The 19,300-nt window shown below is 61.3% G+C and carries 19 protein-coding genes; all 19 read left to right on the top strand.

Annotated features, from left to right (window positions below; translation table 11 throughout):
- Positions 1-47 precede the first annotated feature (47 nt).
- Genes AAFN88_RS19945 through pgmG form a run of 19 tightly spaced genes read left to right on the top strand, consistent with a single transcriptional unit; the run spans position 48 to position 18,612 of the window.
- Positions 48-1,163 (top strand): sulfotransferase domain-containing protein, encoded by a 1,116-nt coding sequence (locus AAFN88_RS19945; protein ID WP_347522430.1) that lies wholly within the window; start codon positions 48-50, stop codon positions 1,161-1,163.
- On the top strand, positions 1,164-1,730 hold the full coding sequence (locus AAFN88_RS19940; RefSeq protein ID WP_347522429.1) for an adenylyl-sulfate kinase: 567 nt from the start codon (positions 1,164-1,166) through the stop codon (positions 1,728-1,730).
- Complete coding sequence (locus AAFN88_RS19935) at positions 1,727-2,512, top strand: class I SAM-dependent methyltransferase (protein ID WP_347522428.1); 786 nt, start codon at positions 1,727-1,729, stop codon at positions 2,510-2,512. Before AAFN88_RS19940 ends, AAFN88_RS19935 begins: the two co-directional genes overlap by 4 nt.
- A gap of 27 nt (positions 2,513-2,539) precedes the next feature.
- Positions 2,540-4,864, top strand: coding sequence for a PEP-utilizing enzyme (locus tag AAFN88_RS19930; RefSeq protein WP_347522426.1), 2,325 nt, complete (start codon positions 2,540-2,542; stop codon positions 4,862-4,864).
- The gene (locus AAFN88_RS19925) at positions 4,861-5,505 is read left to right on the top strand and encodes a gamma-glutamyl-gamma-aminobutyrate hydrolase family protein (protein ID WP_347522425.1); all 645 of its coding nucleotides are present in this window, start codon (positions 4,861-4,863) and stop codon (positions 5,503-5,505) included. Before AAFN88_RS19930 ends, AAFN88_RS19925 begins: the two co-directional genes overlap by 4 nt.
- The gene (locus AAFN88_RS19920; RefSeq protein ID WP_347522424.1) at positions 5,502-6,242 is read left to right on the top strand and encodes a phosphocholine cytidylyltransferase family protein; all 741 of its coding nucleotides are present in this window, start codon (positions 5,502-5,504) and stop codon (positions 6,240-6,242) included. The genes AAFN88_RS19925 and AAFN88_RS19920 overlap by 4 nt, the downstream gene beginning before the upstream one ends.
- Before the next feature lie 10 nt (positions 6,243-6,252).
- Positions 6,253-7,107 (top strand): class I SAM-dependent methyltransferase, encoded by an 855-nt coding sequence (locus tag AAFN88_RS19915; RefSeq protein ID WP_347522423.1) that lies wholly within the window; start codon positions 6,253-6,255, stop codon positions 7,105-7,107.
- Positions 7,100-7,939 carry an ABC transporter permease gene (locus tag AAFN88_RS19910; protein ID WP_347522422.1) on the top strand — a complete coding sequence of 280 codons (840 nt, stop codon included), beginning with the start codon at positions 7,100-7,102 and terminating at the stop codon, positions 7,937-7,939. Before AAFN88_RS19915 ends, AAFN88_RS19910 begins: the two co-directional genes overlap by 8 nt.
- Positions 7,940-7,953: 14 nt before the next feature.
- Entirely contained in the window at positions 7,954-9,234 is a 1,281-nt protein-coding gene (locus AAFN88_RS19905; RefSeq protein ID WP_347522420.1) for an ABC transporter ATP-binding protein, read from the top strand.
- The gene (locus AAFN88_RS19900) at positions 9,231-10,202 is read left to right on the top strand and encodes a class I SAM-dependent methyltransferase (protein ID WP_347522419.1); all 972 of its coding nucleotides are present in this window, start codon (positions 9,231-9,233) and stop codon (positions 10,200-10,202) included. Before AAFN88_RS19905 ends, AAFN88_RS19900 begins: the two co-directional genes overlap by 4 nt.
- Positions 10,195-11,079, top strand: coding sequence for a glycosyltransferase (locus tag AAFN88_RS19895; protein ID WP_347522418.1), 885 nt, complete (start codon positions 10,195-10,197; stop codon positions 11,077-11,079). Before AAFN88_RS19900 ends, AAFN88_RS19895 begins: the two co-directional genes overlap by 8 nt.
- The gene (locus AAFN88_RS19890) at positions 11,076-12,284 is read left to right on the top strand and encodes a glycosyltransferase family 1 protein (protein ID WP_347522417.1); all 1,209 of its coding nucleotides are present in this window, start codon (positions 11,076-11,078) and stop codon (positions 12,282-12,284) included. Before AAFN88_RS19895 ends, AAFN88_RS19890 begins: the two co-directional genes overlap by 4 nt.
- Before the next feature lie 19 nt (positions 12,285-12,303).
- The gene (locus AAFN88_RS19885; RefSeq protein WP_347522416.1) at positions 12,304-12,915 is read left to right on the top strand and encodes a hypothetical protein; all 612 of its coding nucleotides are present in this window, start codon (positions 12,304-12,306) and stop codon (positions 12,913-12,915) included.
- A 14-nt stretch (positions 12,916-12,929) separates the two neighbouring features.
- Positions 12,930-13,883, top strand: coding sequence for a hypothetical protein (locus tag AAFN88_RS19880; protein WP_347522415.1), 954 nt, complete (start codon positions 12,930-12,932; stop codon positions 13,881-13,883).
- Between the two features lie 38 nt (positions 13,884-13,921).
- The gene (locus tag AAFN88_RS19875) at positions 13,922-14,782 is read left to right on the top strand and encodes a methyltransferase domain-containing protein (protein ID WP_347522414.1); all 861 of its coding nucleotides are present in this window, start codon (positions 13,922-13,924) and stop codon (positions 14,780-14,782) included.
- 1 nt (position 14,783) lies between these two features.
- Complete coding sequence (locus AAFN88_RS19870) at positions 14,784-15,368, top strand: acyltransferase (RefSeq protein WP_347522412.1); 585 nt, start codon at positions 14,784-14,786, stop codon at positions 15,366-15,368.
- A complete protein-coding gene (locus tag AAFN88_RS19865) occupies positions 15,365-16,198 on the top strand; it encodes a class I SAM-dependent methyltransferase (RefSeq protein ID WP_347522410.1) in 834 nt (277 codons plus the stop codon). Before AAFN88_RS19870 ends, AAFN88_RS19865 begins: the two co-directional genes overlap by 4 nt.
- 5 nt (positions 16,199-16,203) lie before the next feature.
- A complete protein-coding gene (locus AAFN88_RS19860) occupies positions 16,204-17,148 on the top strand; it encodes an NAD-dependent epimerase/dehydratase family protein (RefSeq protein WP_347522782.1) in 945 nt (314 codons plus the stop codon).
- 36 nt (positions 17,149-17,184) lie between these two features.
- Positions 17,185-18,612 carry a phosphoglucomutase/phosphomannomutase PgmG gene (pgmG, locus tag AAFN88_RS19855; protein ID WP_347522409.1) on the top strand — a complete coding sequence of 476 codons (1,428 nt, stop codon included), beginning with the start codon at positions 17,185-17,187 and terminating at the stop codon, positions 18,610-18,612.
- The last annotated feature ends 688 nt before the right edge of the window (positions 18,613-19,300 follow it).

Genomic DNA, 19,300 nt, shown 5'->3' with positions numbered 1-19,300 from the left:
CAGAAGGCCTGTCGGCCGCCCGCCCGTCCGTTCGGGTGCCGGACGCTATGAAAACAGTTCTTTTGGTGTCACCTCGAGAGCCCAGCGGTGCGACTTGGTTGATCAATTGCCTGCTGGCTTTGGGGGTGAAGACCTATCGGCATTCGCCTCTTGGCATGTGGCACAGAGACGGCGGCGTCTGGCGATTGGCGGAACATGAGGACCTCCTTAAGAAGTGGCTGCCCGTCCTGTCCGAGGAAGAAGCCTTCACGTTTCGCGACGATATCGAGGTCAGGTGGACCCACGAGTGGCCCGACGACCGAAGCTTGAACGACCAGATACTGTTCTTTGTCAGGGATCCTCGGGATTCGCTTTTCTCACGGTTTAAGCGGGAGGCGGGCGCCGGAGACTATGCCGAGTTTCTGGAGTCGCCCGATCATCTGACGCTGTTGAAGCGCCCGGAGAACTGGTCGTTGTTCTGCGAAAGCTGGCTGGCTGGGAAGAGCGTGAACGTCTTTCGCTTCGAGGACTACAAAGCGGATGCCCTTGGCACGCTTTTCCAGGTGGTCGAAGCTCTTGGTCTGCACGCCACGCCGGAACTCGTTTCGCAGGCGGTGGAGCGTTCTACCTTTGAAAAGGCGGCGGACGCCGAACGGCTCTATCGGCTTGCCAATCCCGATGACGTGCAGCGTATCAATCGCGCCGGGGCGGTTGGGAGCTGGGGTGGCGAGGGCGTGGACCGGGCTGTCGTGTCCGCCATCGAAGGCGCTGCGGGGCTCACGATGGAGAGACTGGGCTACGGGTTGAGTGGAGACGCTGGCCCGCAGCAGATGAGCTACAAGCCGAACGTCGATGAATTGCCCCTTTTTCGCTCGGTACCGCTGCCGCGAAATCTGCTCGGCACCATTGCTGGGTCGAAGGAAGAAGGCTGTCGCCTGGCCTGGCTGGCGGACTTTGCAAAGCGGATATCGATTCCCGACTTGAGGGCCGCAGGCTACTCATTGAGCGAATGCAGGATGCTGATGGAAGGCCTCTTTGTTCTCTTGGAAGGGAGGAGGCCCGATATCTGCGTTGGATTGAGAGAACTCTATCAGGTTCAGTTTCCGCAGACGCCCAGCGGGCCGCGGCGTGGCCGGTTGATGCGGGCACTGTTCGACAGGATGCGCCGGGGGCTCGCGAAGTAAATGGCTGCGTTGCAGGGAAGCGGGGATCGAAGCGGCGGCGGCGTTTGCTGGATTACGGGACTGTCAGGCGCGGGGAAGTCGACGCTGGCCAAAGCCGTGGCAGAGCGGCTGAGGCGGCGGGGAAAAGCCGTGCTTCTACTAGACGGAGATGAACTCCGTGAGGTGTTCGATGCCGTGGACCCGGGAGCGGGCAACCACGGACGGGAGGAGCGCTTGGCACTGGCCTTCCGGTATGCGCGCCTGTGCGGGATTCTGGCGCGTCAGGAAATCGTGGTTGTCATCGCGACCATCTCTCTTTTCAGGGAGGTCCACGATTGGAATCGCCGACACCTTCCACAGTACTTCGAAGTCTATCTGAAAGTGCCCTTGGAGGAGCTGCGTCAGCGGGACCCCAAAGGACTGTATGCGGCATTCGACCGTGGGGAGGTCTCGGATATCGCCGGAGTCGATCTGGAGGTTGATGAGCCGAGGAACCCGGATTGTCGATTGGATCACGATGAGACGCTTACCGTGACCGATCTGGCGGACTTGGTCGTTGAGAAACTGGAGAAAAAAATCTCACCATGACTGTAAAGAAGATGACGCCGGGAGATTTTACCGGCCTGGCGAAAGCCTATGCGGTGAACAGGCCGAACTACAGCAGCAGCGTTCTGAAATCGATTCTCGGGTTGGTGGGAAAACCTCAGTCCGAGATCGATTTCGTCGATGTCGGTGCCGGAACCGGAATTTGGACCCGCATGGTGGCGGAGGCGGGCGTTCGATCGGTGGTGGCGGTAGAGCCGAATGAGGACATGCGCTCCGAAGGCCAGAGCCTTACGGGCGACATCGATGTCCGGTGGCTGGCCGGCAGCGCCGAGGACACGACTCTAGAGGACAATTGCTGCGACCTGCTCACCATGGCGTCGTCTTTTCATTGGGCGGATTTCGACAAGGCGACTAAGGAGTTTCACTCCCTGCTCCGGCCGAGCGGCGTTTTCGCCGCGTTGTGGAATCCACGCCTGATCGAAGTCAACCCGATGCTGGTGGAAATCGAGTCCTATCTTAATGAACTGAACCCCGAAATCAGGCGCGTTTCGTCGGGCCGTTCGGGAATAACGGAGACCCTGACCGAGAAGCTCTTCGAATGCGCGTATTTTGACGATGTGGTCTATATGGAGGGGCGTCACGTCATTGAGATGACGCCCGAGCGCTATCTCGGCGCCTGGCGGTCGGTCAACGATCTGCAAGCGCAGCTGGGTGCGGAAAAGTTTAAGGATTTCTTAGGGCGGGTCGAGAAAAGGATAAGCGGACTCGATAGCATCGAGGCAACCTATCTGACGCGGGCCTGGTGTGCCCGCAGCACCAAGTGACCTAGGTCAGCTCTGTAGAGTTCCCGGATGTTCCTTTCATTCTCCTCCAAGGCGGAAACGCTGGCGCTGTTGCGCGGCAAGCTGAATGCCGCGCGGATTCTGCCCCTGACCTACTTTTCGGTAAAGGAGTGGAGTTCCAGCCCGGAAGATGTGGCTGGTCGTGTGCGGCGCGACTTGCCGGCGGCGCCGTGGATCGTGCGCTCGAGCTGTTGGTCGGAGGACCACAGCGGCGGGTCCAACGCGGGCGCCTATTTGTCGATACCCGATGTTGTTGCCGAAGATTTTCCCGAAGCGGTTTCCAGGGTGGCCGCAGCCTTCCCCGGCCACGACGACAACGATCAGGTCTTGGTTCAGCCGATGCTGCGGGACGTGATCCGCTCCGGCGTTGCCTTCAGCCACGATCCGAAAACCTGCGCGGCTTACAGGGTTGTCAACTGGGCGGAGGGGCCGGACACGACAGCCATCACCGGGGGCGGAGAAGACGGGCGGATCTGGCTTGGCGCGCAGCGCTCACCCATTGGCCCTCCCGAGGAGTTGCTTGGGGTCTGTGCTCTTCTTGATGAGCTTCTGGAACTGTTCGGCGGAATCCCGGTCGATTGCGAGTTTGCCGTTACCCGGGAGGATGACGGGAGCGAATGCCTTTGGCTTCTCCAGGCGCGCCCGCTTGTTTTAGGTGCCGACCCCGAAGACCCGGAGGCTCAAGAACGCCGCCTGACGTCCATCGCCGACAAGGTCAAGAGCGGTATGCGCCCCCATCCTTTCCTGATGGGCGAGCGAACCATCTTCGGCGTTATGCCCGATTGGAATCCCGCCGAGATCATCGGATTGAAGCCGCGGCCGCTGGCCCTCTCGCTCTACCAGGATTTGGTCACGGATTCCATCTGGGCCTATCAGCGTCACAACTACGGCTACCGGAACCTGCGCAGTTTTCCGCTAATGCTGCAGTTCTTCGGTCAACCGTATATCGATGTTCGGCTTTCCTTCAATTCGTTCATCCCGGCCGACCTGGAAGAGGGTTTGGCCGCGCGCTTGGTCGACTACTACATCGACCGCTTGCTCGATCAGCCCGCTCATCATGACAAGGTGGAGTTCGAGATCGTCTTCTCCTGCTATACCTTCGATCTGCCGGAGCGGTTGGAGAAGCTCGGGGAATACGGTTTCTCGCAAGCGGAGCAGCAGGCCTTCGCGGAGAGCCTGCGGCGCCTGACGAACCGTATCATTCACCCGAAGAACGGGCTGTGGAAGGCCGATGCCGACAAGCTGGATGTTCTGTCGGCGCGCTACGACAAGCTCGCGGCCTCCGACGTCGATCCGCTGGAGCGGATCTTCTGGCTCTTGGAGGATGCCAAGCGCTACGGAACGCTGCCTTTCGCCGGTCTGGCGCGTGCGGGATTCATTGCCGTTCAGATGCTGCAGTCTCTGGTTGCCAAGGGGGTGTTCTCGCAAGCCGAGAGAGACCGCTTCATGTCCAGTCTGTCGACGGTGAGCGGCCAGCTCGCCCGCGACAGAGGAGCGTTGGACCGCGCCACCTTCCTGTCCCGCTACGGCCATCTGCGGCCGGGGACCTATGACATTCTCTCCCCCAGGTATGATGAAGCGCCGGATCAATACTTCGATTGGGGTCACTATTCTGAAGACGCGTCCGAATCGGGATCTCCCTTTTCGGTCTCGCTTCCTCAGCTCCGCGCGATCGTAGCGCTTCTGGAGGAGCACCAACTGCATCCGGACGGCGTCGGACTTCTCAATTTCCTGCAGGCGGCGATCGAGCTGAGAGAGCTGGCGAAGTTCCAGTTCACGCGCAACCTCTCCGATGCTCTGTCTCTGATCGGCAAGGTCGGCGCCTCTTTCGGCTTCTCGCCGGAGGATCTGTCCTATTGCGATATCGCGGCATTCCGCGGGCTTCACAACGGCGCCACCTATCAGCGGGATGTCCTGGAGCGTTCTATCGAGGCGGGCAAGGCCCAGTTCGAACAGTCCGCCAGGCTTTCGCTTCCGCCGGTCATTTCGAGGCCCGAGGACGTCTGGGCTTTCGAGCTGCCCAAGTCGGAACCGAATTTCATCACTCAGAAGGACGTCATCGGCAGCGTTGTGACCGAGGAAGACCGGGACAAGTTGGCGGGTGCCATCGTCTGCATCCCCAATGCGGATCCGGGGTACGACTGGCTGTTTTCCTATCCGATCGCAGGCCTGATCACCGCCTGGGGCGGGGCGAACTCGCATATGGCGATCAGGGCGGGAGAGCGCGGCCTTCCCGCAGTTATCGGTGCCGGGCAGCAGCGCTACGACCAATGGTCCGCCTCCCGGCGCTTGCATCTGGACTGCGCCAACTGTCGGGTACGAATTCTCGCATGAGTCTCTCGGCGCGCAGGCTGGTGGCCGTCACGCAACGCGTGGATGCTTTTCCCGAGCGCCGGGAAGTGCGGGATGCCCTGGACCAGCGTCTGAGCCAATGGCTGTACGAAGGCGGTCTTCTGCCGCTGCCCGTGCCCAACGGGCTTGCGCCCGGAGCGGATCACAACGGCGCGCTCGCGCAGTGGGTCGCCCGGACGGGCGTGGAAGGGATCGTTCTGTCCGGAGGCGGAGATATCGGCAAGGATCCCGCGCGGGACCGGACGGAGCGTTGGCTGCTGGAACATGCCCGCACGGCGGGGCTTCCCGTCCTAGGCATCTGCCGCGGGATGCAGATGCTGGCAGTGTTCTTCGGCGGGGCGCTGGTCCCGGTGAGCGGCCACGTTGCGAAGCGCCATTCGTTGGTCGTCGCAGGTGACGACAAGGCGGCTTGGCCGGAAGAGGTCAACAGCTTTCACGATCTGGGTATCGCCGCCTGTCCGTCCGACTTCGAGCCGAGAGCGCAGGCTCCGGATGGGTCGGTCGAGGCCTTCGTCCATAAGACGCTCGGCTGGGAAGGCTGGATGTGGCATCCGGAGCGCGAGGCGACGTTCAACGACATCGATACCGCGCGGCTCAGGGCGCTGATGGGGGACGCGGAATGAGGGCGGTCATTCTAGCCGCCGGGCGCGGCAGCCGTATGCGTGATCTCACCGCTGACAACCCGAAGTGCATGCTGGCGCTTTCCGGGCGACCATTGCTCCACTGGCAGATCGACGCCCTGCGCCGCGGCGGCGTGACCGAGATCGGTGTCGTCACGGGCTACAAGCGGGAATTGGTCGCGAGTCCCGAACTGACGGAGTTTCGCAACGCGCGCTGGGAGGAGACGAACATGGTCGTGTCTCTCACTTGCGCCGGCGCGTGGCTTTCCGAAGCGCCCTGTATCGTCTCCTATTCCGATATCGTCTACGAGCCGCGCGTCGTCTCCGATCTGGCGGGTGCGGAGGGCGACGTCACCATCGCTTACGACCGGGACTGGCTTGACCAATGGCGCGCGCGTTTCGACGACCCCTTGGAAGACGCCGAGACCTTCAGGACCGACGACCGGGGCAGGTTGACCGAGATTGGCGGGCGGGCCGGCAGCCTCGATGAGATCCAAGGACAGTATATGGGGCTTCTGCGGTTCTCGCCGAAGGGATGGGACGTGTTCTGTAGCCTTTTCTCCGGTCTTCCCCTGGCGCGCCGGGAGACGATCTCGATGACCGAGCTTCTTTCGCTCATGATCGCCAACGGAAGCCGCATCGATACCGTTCCCGTCAACGGCGGCTGGTTCGAAGCCGACGACCAGCACGACCTGGCCGTCTGCGCGGAGTGGTGCCGAACGGGGAAATTGGCCCTCTAGGTATCCGGCGATGAACACCTTCCGCTTTTCCCATTGCCCCTATTGCCGGCAGGACCGCATGACCTTCGTCGGGGTTCTCGGCTATCGGGATCGGGTGAAGTTCGGTTCCCTGATGATCGAACTGGCGGAGGCGCCGGAGCTCTTTCGCTGTAACGGTTGCGGAACATTGATGACGATGAACGCGATCCCGCCGGAAGAGGCGCTCGATCTTTACCGGCGGAGCTCGTCAGGCGAACGCTGGACCACGGAGAAGTTCGGAAACATCGCCGACCGGAGCACTCTGCAGGCCCTCTCAGGGGCGCTGATGCCCGGAAAGCGGGTCTTGGATATCGGCAGCGGCGCGAGCGATTTTCTCACCTTTGCCCGCGACCGAGGGTGCCGGACCTTCGCCTTCGAGCCATCGCGGGAGAGTGCGGAGATTCAGCGGGAGCGGGGGCATGAAATCGTCGCGAGCTTGGACGGTCCGGCGGCGGCCTTCGATCTCATCACCTTGTTCGACGTGGTCGAGCATCTCTACGACCCGCGCGCCATGTTCGCCAGCCTGCGGAGGCTTCTGGCACAGGGAGGCCGGATCGCCGTCTTGACCGGTGCTCCCCAATCTTTGCCGGCCCGTTTCACCGGCGCAAAATGGTGGTACGTGCAGTACCCGGAGCATGTCTGCGTGCCGACACTCAAGGCACTGCGGCATCTGCCGGGGCTCGCGGTGATAAAGAAAGTCGCGACTTTCGCAAAGGCGGGCTACCGTCTTCCCGTTAGAGAGGCATGGTCGATCGCGCGCAACAGATACCGCGCGGGCGAGTACGACGGCCTGCCGTCGGTCGTGAGCGATCACCAACTGGTCTTTCTGAAAGAAGTGAATGCTTGATATGCAGGCACGGCGGGGTTCCTACACGATTCGGAGCGCCCAAGGCCTCTCCGCCGAGGCCCTTGCGGAGCTCTGGCGCTACCGCGGACTCTTCTCCGCACTGGTCAAGAAGCAGATCACGGTCCGCTACAAGCAGGCGGTCGTAGGGCTTATTTGGGTGGTCGCCCGGCCTCTCATCATGCTGACGATATTCAGCGTCATCTTCGGGCAGGTCGCGAAGATCCCCGTCGGCGATATTCCCTATCCACTTTTCGTGATGCCTCCCCTGTTTCTGTGGTTTCTTTTCTCGGGCATCGTAACGCTCAGCGGGGTCAGTCTGACCAACAACATCGGGGTGATCACGAAAGTCTACTTTCCGCGCATTCTGCTTCCGGTCGCCGGGGCGGCCGCCGAATTTCTGGACTTCGCGGTCACGGTCGTTCTGCTGGTGGCGGTGGCCTATGCGTTCGACTTGCCGCCGGCCTGGCGTATGTGCTGGGCGCCGGCCTTCATTGCGATTCTGGTCATGCAAGCGGTCGGCCTCGGGCTGATCCTCGCGCCCTTGAACGCGCTGTACCGCGACTTCGGCATCGCTCTCCCCTTCATCCTGCAGGTCTTGATGTATGCGACGCCGATCATCTATTCCACTGCCATCGTACCCGAACCGTTCAAGTCGGTTCTGGGGCTGAATCCGCTGGTCGGCGTCTTCGACGGATTCCGCTGGGCGATCGTCGGAACCGAGATGCCTGCCGACTGGCAAATCCTGTACTCGGCTTGCTTCGCGGTCGTGACGCTCTTTCTTGGCATATGGGTGTTCTACCGTTTGGAGAGCACGATCGTCGATCGTATCTGAGAGCTGGAAGGCCGATGACAACCAAGGAAGTGACGATCAGCGCGCGGAACATCGGCAAGCGCTATAGAAAGAACGGGATGCAGCCGTTCTACAGAAATGTGGCGCGGGGCATGATGTCGATGTTTTCGTCGCGGAGCGGCAGAGAGCGAGGTGAGGCCAACGAGTTTTGGGCGCTGAAAGACATCAGCTTCGACATCGAGCGAGGGCAGGTTACCGGAATTATCGGTAGGAACGGCGCCGGCAAGAGTACCCTCCTGAAAATTCTTTCACGCATCACTACGCCGACCTGTGGAACGGCCGAGATAAGAGGGCGGGTTGGCTCTCTGCTGGAGGTCGGCACCGGATTCCATCCGGAGTTGACCGGGCGGGAGAACATCTTCCTGAACGGCGCGATCCTGGGTATGTCGCGCAAGGAGGTTCTTGCCCGGTTCGACGAGATTGTCGATTTCTCCGGCATATCCGGTTTCATAGACATGCCGGTAAAGCGCTATTCGAGCGGAATGTATACCCGGTTGGCCTTTTCGGTCGCGGCCCATCTCGACACAGAGATTCTTTTCGTCGACGAAGTGCTCGCCGTCGGCGATCTGTCTTTCCAGAAGAAGTGCCTCGGGAAAATGCACGACGCGGTGAGTGACGGCCGGACGATACTCTTCGTCTCTCACAACATGGGAGCGATAAAGGCCCTCTGTACGACCTGCATGTATCTCGATGCCGGCCGGATGCGGATGATCGGTGCGGCCAGCGATGTCATATCGGAGTACATGAAGGGTGGGGAGCGAAAGCCGTACGTCGCGGTCGAGGCGGAAATGCGGCATCGCGGCGGCAGCGCGTTCCAGATCGACTACTGCGCGATTTCGGATAGCAAGCAGAATCCCAAGACCGAATTCCTGATAGGGGAGGACATCGAACTTACCTTGGGCGTCAACGTGCTGGTCGGCGACGAGGTGTCCCTGTGGATGATCGTCTGGGACGCCAACGGCGTTCCGCTGCTCTGTTCGCATCAAAAGGATGTCGAAAAGGTCGCGGTGACGCCAGGGCGCTATAGAATGACTGTCCGGACCAGGAACTTGAACTTGAACCCCGGGGTTTATTCGGTCACCGCCGGAGCCGTCAGCGGCAGAAATGAGATTATCGAGTGGGTCGACAAGGTGCAGAGCTTCGAAGTGCACACGACGTTCTCTTCAGGAGCGCCCTATGACGGCCGCCTGGGCTACGTGAATCAGGAAGTGAGCTGGGAGGTCGCGCCGGAAGTTGGGCAGCCAGCCGAACTTCACGGAGCGGGGCGGGGCCGGTGAGCGCGGTGGGCGAATCACGGCAGTCCCGCTGCCCGGTCTGCGGTGGCGAGGGGAACCTGCAGATATCGGGGCTGTTCGATGACCGCTACGGCTACCCGAATACCTACGACCTGTTCGAATGCCGCGCTTGCCACCATGAGTTTCTGCCCACCGCTTTTTCCGAGGGCGAGCTTACGGAACTCTACTCCGACTACTATCCAAGGCATAAATTCGATCCGGAAGGCTATCGGCCGCATGAGCCCTTGCCGCGGTGGCAAGGGTGGTGGCGCGGCGCGAAGTGCAATGCCTTCCGTTGGGTGCCGGAAGGTGTCTCCGTCCTCGATATCGGTTGCGGCTATGGGCAGGCCATGGGCTATCACCGTAACCGAGGTTGCCGGGTCGTAGGCGTGGAGCTGGACGAAAACGCGCGCATCATCGCCGAGCGTCAAGGCTTCGATATCAGGATCGGCGCGTTCCATGCCGGGATGTGCGAGGGGGAGACCTTCGACTATGTCACTTTGGAGCAGGTCATCGAGCACCTGCAGTCCCCGCAGGAATTGATGCGGGACGTTGCGAAGATACTGAAGGTGGGGGGGCGTGTGATCGTGACCACGCCAAATGCATCGAGTCTATGGCGGCGCCTGTTCGGCAGGAAGTGGATTCATTGGCATACCCCCTATCACGTCCAGTTCTTCAATAGCCGCTCCATGTCATTGCTGGCGGCAAGTGCCGGACTTGAGATCGAGCGGCATTTGAAGGTCACTACGCCCGAGTGGCTGCACTATCAATGGATACATCTCGCAACCTGTCCAGATCCCGGCGAGCCGTCGGTCTTTTGGGCGATGCGGCCCAAGCCGGAGGCCGTCGGGCGAAAACTCCACCTACTCTCGCGGCTCCACCGAAGCGGGTTCAACCACCTGGCCACGCGGCTTGTCGACGGGATCGGCCTTGGAGACAACCAGATTTTCATCCTGAAGAAAATTGCCTGATCCCGCTGTCTATTTGCTGGTGCCCGTGCACAACCGCCGCGACATCACGGTGGAGTTTGCAAGGTTCGTGAGCGCGCAGACATGTGAAAATCTCCAGTTCGTCCTGATCGACGACGGCTCCACCGACGGGACGGCGGAGGCCGTGAGGGCGGAGAGTCCCGGCGTCAAGATCATCCATGGCGACGGGAACCTTTGGTGGGGCGGCGCCCTTCAGAAGGGGTTGGACTACCTGCATGATATTGGCGCTGACGACGACAGCGTCGTCGTCATATGCAATGACGATGTCGTAATAGACGAGGGCTTCATCGAGACCGGGGTTCGCTTGCTGAAGACGAAGCCCAATTCGCTTCTGCTCGCTCAACATCGTGACAGCCAGGATGGGCTGCCGAAGGAGACGGGGGTTGCCTTCGACGATGTTCGAATGCTGTTTTCCGTTGCGCCCGAGCCAAAGGATATCAACTGTCTGTCGACCCGCGGGCTGTTTTTGACTTTAAAGACAGCCAGGGGCATTGGAAGATTCCATACGCGAATTCTGAACCACTATGGTTCCGACTACGAATGGACGATCCGCGCGGGCCGGAAGGGTTTTGAGCTCTGGACGGACCCCCGGCTGACCCTGATCCCGATGTACGAGAAGACCGGGCATCGGCCCTCCGCCTCGCCGACCTTCTCGGAGTGTATGAAGCTCTATATGGCCAAGCACAGCACGAGCAACGTCTTCATGCGCACAGTGCTCTACGCGTTGACCGGGTCGCGCAGGCACTTACCGATGATTCTCTGCTCCTACTGGCTGGCGTGCATTCGGGCTGCCTTTGCGGGCGCTCGGGAGTCTCTACGTTTAGGTTTGGGGGCCAAGGGGTCCGACAGGGGAAGATGAAGCTTTCTGAGAAGACACTTGACCAGATCCTTCTGGCCGTGCCGTTGATCGGTGGTCAGAACTGGCTGGGCGGCGAGAACTATATCCGCAACATTCTCTACGCTTTGGCGACGCTTCCGCCGGCCGAGAGGCCGCGTGTGCGGTTGACCTCCACGCTTGGTGCGGAAGATTCGGTGGTCGACGGGCTGTTGTCCTTCGACTTCGTCGATCTGCATCCGATGATGAAGTTCGCGCGGATCAACGCGGCGACCCGGTTTGTCTTCCGGGCGGTCAATTGGCTGGTGCGGCGGGCGTTGAGGCGCAGCGACAGCATTGAGTATCACGATGCCGACCTGGTATTTCCCGTTATCAACTTCACCCCTGGAACGTCTCGATCGATATACTGGATCGGTGATTTCCAGGAGATCTTCCTGCCGGAGCTCTTTACCGAAGAGCTCCGCGATTCGCGGAATAGAAAGAACAGCGCAATCATCGCCAGTACCAACGTGCTCGTGCTGAGCAGTCAGGCGGCGCTCGAGGATCTCAAGGCGCATTTTCCGGACGTCAGGGCGAATATCCATGTCTGGCGGTTTTCCTCCTTGCCGCAAAAGCAGGCGGCGGGTGGACGAGAGCCCCACGAGGCCTACGGCCTTCCGAAGAAGTTCGTCTACATTCCCAACCAGTTCTGGGCCCATAAGAATCACGAGGTGGCTTTTCGGGCCTTGGGCCGCTTACGGGACCGGGCGCCGGATCTGTGCTACGTCTGCACGGGCTCTACCTACGAGCATCGCGTGAAAGGCCATTTTGAGAAGCTAAGGGCCCTTCTTCAGGAGGAAGGCTGCGAGGACAGGGTGATACTTCTGGGGATCGTGCCGCGCGCGGACCAGATCGAGATTATGCGTCATGCGGCGCTGATTCTGCAGCCTTCGCTGTTCGAAGGATGGAGCACCGTCGTTGAGGACGCACGGGCGCTCGGCCGGCCGATCCTGCTCTCCAATCTGCCGGTTCATTTGGAGCAGGATCCGCCGCGGGCCGTCTACTTCAATCCCGAGGATCCGGTCGAGCTTGCGGAAAAGCTAGAGCGCGCCTGGTCGCAGTCGGAAAGTGGACCGGACGCCGAGGCGGAAGCCGAGGCAGTCCGTGTCGTCGAGGCCCGCCAGAGCCAGGCCGGGCGCGAGTTGGCAAATATCCTCAGAGAAGCGGCACGTCAAGGCGCGGGCGCTTGATTTCCACAGAGTAACGAACATGATCCGCAGGCTATTGAAGAAACTGTTCCACACGCCTCCTTCCGAGATGGCGCAAAGAACGTTGCGGAGGAAACGGCCGCTCCGCGTTGTGGTGGGGTCGAGCAACATCGGCCCGCAAGGCTGGATTCTGACCAACTTTCATGACCTCGATATCACGCGTGCGGATAGTTGGTCGCGGTTGTGCCCGGCGGAAAGCATCGACAGTTTGTTCTGCGAGCACGTTCTGGAGCACATCGGCGAAGCTGATACGGAATGCGCCCTGTCACTTGCTTTTCAGTATCTGAAGCCCGGTGGCTGCTTCCGGATCGCGGTGCCCGACGGATACAATCCGGACGCAAACTACATCGAGGCGGTACGGGTCAACGGAACCGGTCCCGGCGCGGACGATCATAAGGTTCTCTACACAATCGACACCTTGCCCCCGAAGCTGGAGGCAGCCGGTTTTCAGGTTCGGCCGCTGGAATACTTCGATGCGGCGGGCGAGTTCCATGCCGTCGAGTGGTCGGACGAAAACGGACGGGTTATACGCTCCCGGCGCTACGACCCTCGCAACACGCCGACGGAGATACGCTACTCGTCCCTGATCGTCGATGCCGTGAAGCCGGCATAGCTGAAATGCAGAGCATGCCTTCCCAACTCGCGCCGATCGCACTCTTCGTGTACCGGCGCCCGGAACGGGCCGAACGCCTTCTCGCCAGTCTTTCGGCGAATGCCGAGGCGAAGCTTAGCGATCTGGTCATCTACTCCGATGGCGCGAAGTCGCCCGAAGCGGAATTGGATGTGAAGAAGATGCGCGAGCTGGTGCGGGGCGTGACGGGGTTCGGGTCGGTCACCGTCGTCGAGCGGGAGCGGAACCTGGGGCTGGCGAACTCCATCACCGATGGTGTTTCGGCGCTATGCGGGCGGCACGGCCGGGCCATCGTTCTGGAGGAGGATTTGGTCGTCTCTCCGCATTTCCTGGGCTACATGAACGATGCGCTGGCACGCTATAAAGACGAGGAACGTGTCATGCAGGTTTCCGGACATTTGTTCCCCTTGGAGTTGACGGGCGACGAAGACGCGGTGTTTCTGCCGCTGACGACCTCCTGGGGCTGGGCAACTTGGGCGCGGGCCTGGCGGAAATTCGATGGCGACGCGAAGGGCTATGAGGCGCTCAAGAACGACAAGGCGCTGCGGCTGGAGTTCGATTGTGGAGGCGGAGCGCCCTATTTCGGGATGTTGCGCGATCAGCTGAACGGCCGCGTCGATTCATGGGCGATCAAGTGGTATCTCAGCGTGTTTCTCGCCAGAGGCCTGGTCCTATACCCACGCAAGACCATGGTGCTTCACGAAGGATGGGACGAAAAGGCCACTCATGCGAAGCAGCATGGCGGAGACGTTCCGGATAGGCTCGACCCGACCTTCAGCGTTAAATCCTTTCCGCCGCCGCACATGGCGGCGGAGAATGTTGCGGCCGTCTCCGGTTTCTTCGCCAAGCGGAGCGAAAGAGCGAAGGTGGAGTGTCGTGTCGCGCGCAGCGGTGCCGCGCTTATCAATCGCTTCAAGGGAATAGCCGCGGGCTTCCGACGGCAACCATAAACATTCCGGCAGGTCTCCGGACCGTGATGAGGAAGAGCATGCTTTCATTCGTTTTCCGTAAACTCGCGACGCTCAGGAAGAGCTTGCGCCGCCTTCGTGATTCCAGGCTTCACCGCCGTTACATTCAGGGTGACAGAAAGCCTTGGACGCCGGGGTATCACGTCGAGAAGAGAAAGGTCATCGCCGAATCCACTTCGAACCCCGACTGGCCTTGCTATGCGATTCCGGAGAATTACGGCTTTCGTTTGGATGAACGCGTCGTCGAATACCCGTGGTTCGTTGCGCGCCTGCCCGGCGGGGGCGGGCGCCTGCTCGACGCTGGATCGGTGCTGAATTTCGATTACCTGGTGGAAAATCCGAAGATCTCGGAAAAGAACCTGTACATCTCCACCCTGGCGCCGGAGAGCCACGCCTTCTGGAAGAAGGGAGTCAATTACGTATTCGAAGATCTGCGCGAGAGCTGCTTTCGCGACTCGTATTTTGATTGGATCTGCTGCCTTTCGACCCTTGAGCACATTGGCTTGGACAACACACGGTTCTCGCCGAGCGATGCGACTAAACTTGAGAATAGGCCGGAGTCCTGTCTCAAGGCGGTTGGCGAGTTTCGCAGGATGCTAAAGCCGGGAGGCCGTCTCTATCTGTCGGTCCCCTATGGCAAGGCGAAGAACCACCGCTGGTTCCAGGTATTCGATGGCGACATGATCGACAGGGTGATCGCCGAATTCCAACCGAATGAGGTTGTCGAGACGGTCTATCGCTATTCTCCGGATGGCTGGACAGTTTCTGATCGGCTTGCCGCTGCCGATGAAACCTATTTCGACATCCACACCCAATCTGAGTACGACTCTGACTTCGCCGCTGCCTCCCGGGCTGTTATCTGCTTGGAAATGGTCAAGTAACTTGCTCTCTTTGCTTCGCTATCTTTCGCGCCGGCTGTTCGGACGGCGCAGCTTCGGTGCGGCTGTTGGCCAGGTTGATCCGACCGCGCGCATTTTCGATACCGCCAGGCTGATTCTCCATAATCGCCCGGCGGATTCGATTCAGGTGGGACCGCATTCGCAAGTTCGTGGGGAGCTGCTGTTGTTTGCGCACGGCGGCTCAATCCGGATGGGGGCCTATTGCTATCTCGGAGAGAACTCGAAGGTATGGTCCGGTGCGGAGGTCGTGATCGGTGACCGGGTCTTGATAGCCCACAACGTAACGATTATGGATAACTTGACCCATCCTTTCGATGCGGCGCTACGTCACCAGCACTTCAAAGATATCATCTCGAAAGGCCACCCCGTGGAGATCGACCTGGGCGATCGGCCTGTCCGGATCGAGGATGATGTCTGGATCGGATGCAACTGCGTGATTAACAGAGGGGTCTCGATTGGTAAAGGCGCCGTCGTCGCGGCGGGCAGCGTCGTGACCAAGGATGTGCCGGCCTTCACTCTTGTCGCAGGGAACCCGGCCCGGGAGATTCGCAAGTTGGAACAATCGTGACGGACTACCCGATGAACTGGGAAGGTGCCGTCTCCTGGCTGCGCCATCAGCCGGACAAGCAGCAGCTTGTCCGGGACTGCTACTATGACGATCCCCTGCTGAAGGCGGCGGAGCGGTTCCGGGAAAGTGTCGAATGGGCGGCGATCCGAGCGGAACTGGGGGAGGCACGAGGCCGCCGCGCCCTCGATCTCGGCGCCGGGCGTGGCATCGCCGCCTATGCCTTGGCGAAGGACGGCTGGGAAGTGACGGCGCTGGAGCCGGATCCGAGCGACCTCGTCGGTGCCGGGGCCATAAGCGCTCTTATGGCCGAGGCGGAGCTTTCCGTGGAGATCGTGACGGAGTGGGGAGAAAGCCTGCCCTTCGCGGATGCGTCTTTCGACGCCGTCCACTGCCGTCAGGCCCTGCATCACGCCGCCGATCTCAATCAGATGCTTGTCGAGATCGGGAGAGTCCTCAAGCCCGATGGTCTTTTCATCGCGACACGCGAGCATGTGCTCTCGAAGCGGGAGGATTTGGATGCTTTTCTGAAGTCTCATCCGCTGCATCATCTCTATGGCGGCGAAAACGCCTTTACTCTGGACGAGTACCGGGACGCCATCGCCACGGCGGGTATCGTCCTGGATAAGTGCCTGAACCCGCTCGCCAGCGAGATCAACACCTCCCCGCGCACGCGCCACGAGATCAAGGGCGGTATCGCCTCCCGTTTCCGCTTCCCTTTTCCCTCGCTTGTTCCCGATTGGCTCGTTGCCTGGTTGGGCAGTCGAAGCGATGCACCCGGGCGGCCCTACACCTTTGTGGGGCATAAGCCGAGAGGCTCCGGCGGTCGGTGACGGAGATGGAAACCGAGGGTAAGGTCGCCTGGGTAACGGGTGCCAAGGGGTTCCTGGGCTCGCAGGTCGCTCGGAGCTTGGGGGCGCGGGGCTGGAGAGTCGTGGGTATGGCGCGGAGTGCCGCGACTTGCCCTGCCGAAACACAGTCACCCGATACGGCATGGTTGGGCGGCGGAGTCTGCGAGGCCAGCATCTCGCAGGCCTTTGGCTGCTACGGTCCGCCGGCGCTGGTCCTTCACGCCGCGGGCGCCGGAACGGTCAGGCAGGTGGAGGAAGATCCCTCCGGTTGTTTCGCCGACACGGTGCAAACGACGGAACTGCTCTGCGAAGCCCTCCGTGACTCCGCGCCCCAGGCGTCGCTGATCCTGGCGTCAAGTGCGGCGGTCTATGGCGACGCCGGTGCCAGGCGGCTCGAAGAAACCTCGCCGGCACATCCGACCTCGACCTATGGCCGCCATAAGTGCTTGGCGGAGGAGGCCTGCCGCCGGGCGAGCGACGCCCATGGACTGCGGACCATTGCAATCCGCTACTTTTCCCTCTACGGGCCGGGCCTGCGCAAGCAGATCGTCTGGGATCTGTTCAGGCGGATCCACGGAGGCGAATCCCGTATCGAGCTTTTCGGCGACGGCGCCGAGACGCGGGATTTCCTGTTCATAGACGATGCGGTCGCCTTGGCGCTGCAAGCTTACGGTCAGGCGCCGGGGGGGCATTCGGTATTCAACGGAGGAAGCGGCGTCGGCACGACGGTCGCGAGGCTGGCTGAATCGATTATTGCCGCTTTGGGCGCCGATGCGGCAGTCACCTTCAATGGACAGAGGCGGGAAGGCGACCCACGGCACCTGGTCGCTTCTCCGTTGAAGGCGCGGTCCATCGGCTTCCAGGCGGAGACCGGCTTGGCCGATGGACTCGCTCGGGTGGCCCGCTGGGTCCGCTCGCTCGACCGGGTTTGAGCGGTATATGGAAACTATCGGGATGGTGAACGCAGAATGACGAATGCCGGCAATGCAGCGCCTGCGGACGCACCGCACAGCTTCGCTCCCTCCTTGCTGCGGGAGTACGATATCAGGGGTATCGTCGGGCAGACCTTTTCCGTTGCCGACGCCGAGGTTCTGGGGCGGGCCTTCGGCAGCCTGGCGAGGCGGCGAGGCGGCAAGTCCGTCGCGGTCGGGCGCGACGGGCGCCACTCCTCGCCGGCGCTGGCGCAGGCATTCATCGCCGGCCTGCTCGACAGCGGCATCGACGCCGTCGATATCGGCCGCGGGCCCACCCCGATGCTGTATTTCGCCGCTCATACCTTGGACGTGGATGGCGCCGTCATGGTGACGGGCTCCCACAATCCTCCGGAATACAACGGCCTGAAGCTGATGTTGGGCAAGGCGTCGTTCTTCGGCGACGATATCCAGTCTCTCGGCAGGGTCGCGGCGGCCGCGGACTACCTTCGAGGCAGCGGGGCCGCCAGGACGGTCTCGGTCTTCGAGGCCTATGTCGACCGCGTGCTTTCGGCGATCACCGCCACGCGCTCCATGAAGGTCGCCTGGGACGCGGGCAATGGCGCGATGGGGGATGTGATGGCCGCCGTAGCGGCCCGCTTGCCGGGCGAGCACATCCTGTTGAATGAGACCATCGACGGCGACTTCCCGAACCATCACCCCGACCCCACCGTGCCGGAGAATTTGAAGCAACTACAGCAAACGGTCTTGGCGGAGGGCTGCGACCTCGGCATCGCCTTCGACGGCGATGGAGACCGGGTGGGCTTCGTCGATTCAAAGGCGCGGATCTTATGGGGCGACCAGATACTGCTGCTGCTGGCGCGCGATGTGCTGCGGCGCCATCCCGGCGCGCCGATCGTCGGCGACGTGAAGTGCAGTCAGGCTCTTTTCGACGGCATCGCGGCGGCCGGTGGCCAGCCGGTCATGTGGAAGACCGGGCATTCGCTGATCAAGACCCGTATGAAGGAGCTCGGCGCGCCGCTGGCCGGTGAGATGAGCGCCCATCTGTTCATCGCCGACGGCTACTACGGCTATGACGACGCGATCTACGCCGCTCTGCGGGTGCTTTCGGTGCTGCAGACTTCCGGTGAAGACCTTGCCGGCTTCCGGGACTCGCTGCCGCGCCTGTTCAACACGCCGGAAATCCGGGTGCCCTGCCCGGAGGAGCGCAAGGCTCCGGTCATCGAGGAGGTGAAGGCGCGCCAGGTGGCGCGGGGCGCCGATATGACGACGATCGACGGCCTGCGGGTTCAGGAAGGTGGGGGATGGTGGCTGCTGCGGGCCTCCAACACCCAGGACATTCTGGTGCTGCGCTGCGAGGCGGCGAGCCCGGACCAACTGCAGGCTCTTCTCGACCGGGCCCGCGGCGAGCTCGCGGCGAGCGGCCTGACCCTCGGCGAAGTCCCCCCGGAGTCCTTCGCATAAGGCCCGGAGCCGTGCCTGGCCGCAGGGCCGCCTGCGCTTCTCGCATCGCCCTCCGCTTCCCTCCTCAAATCCCATAACCGCGATGGTCCGCGGCGGGTATGCCTCCCGCCGCGGCGCTCGGCCGGCGCCGCACGGGCGACCGGTCGCAGCCTCCCCTTTGTAGGGGACCTAGGCAGGCGCGCATGCTTCCCCGCGCACCTCCATCTGCCGCCGCGGCCACGGCTGGGTAGCCGGCTTTTCCAGCCGGCACGGCTCGCCCGGCCCTTCTCTCCCCCTCATCACTCGAAAATTGACAGCGCCTTAGAAGTCCGGAGGTCACTCCACGACTTGACCGTCAAACCACGGCGGCCCCCTCCGGCCTTCGCGGAAAGCCCCTCAAGTCCCAAGGGCCAAACCGACCGTCATTTAGTCATGAAGGAATGGGATGATTTTCATAAATACTGTGATCTCAAGGTGATCGACAGGCAAAATCTCAAGAGAGTCATCTGCCGTATTTGCAATCTTTACATAGGTGCGTCGAGAGGTTGTAGGAAATTCTATGGTTAATGATAGTAATATTTGTTAATAAACTATATATACTCAATGAGTATTATTTAAAAAGGTGAGCTGCTATTGGAGATAGTAAGTAAAAATCAACACTAACTACACTATTTTGCCACAAAATATTCTCTTTTTTGTTCTCAGTTGC

The organism is Pelagibius sp. CAU 1746 (genome assembly GCF_039839785.1).
GTDB lineage: Bacteria > Pseudomonadota > Alphaproteobacteria > Kiloniellales > Kiloniellaceae > Pelagibius.
This window is presented reverse-complemented; position numbering and strand designations above follow the sequence as displayed.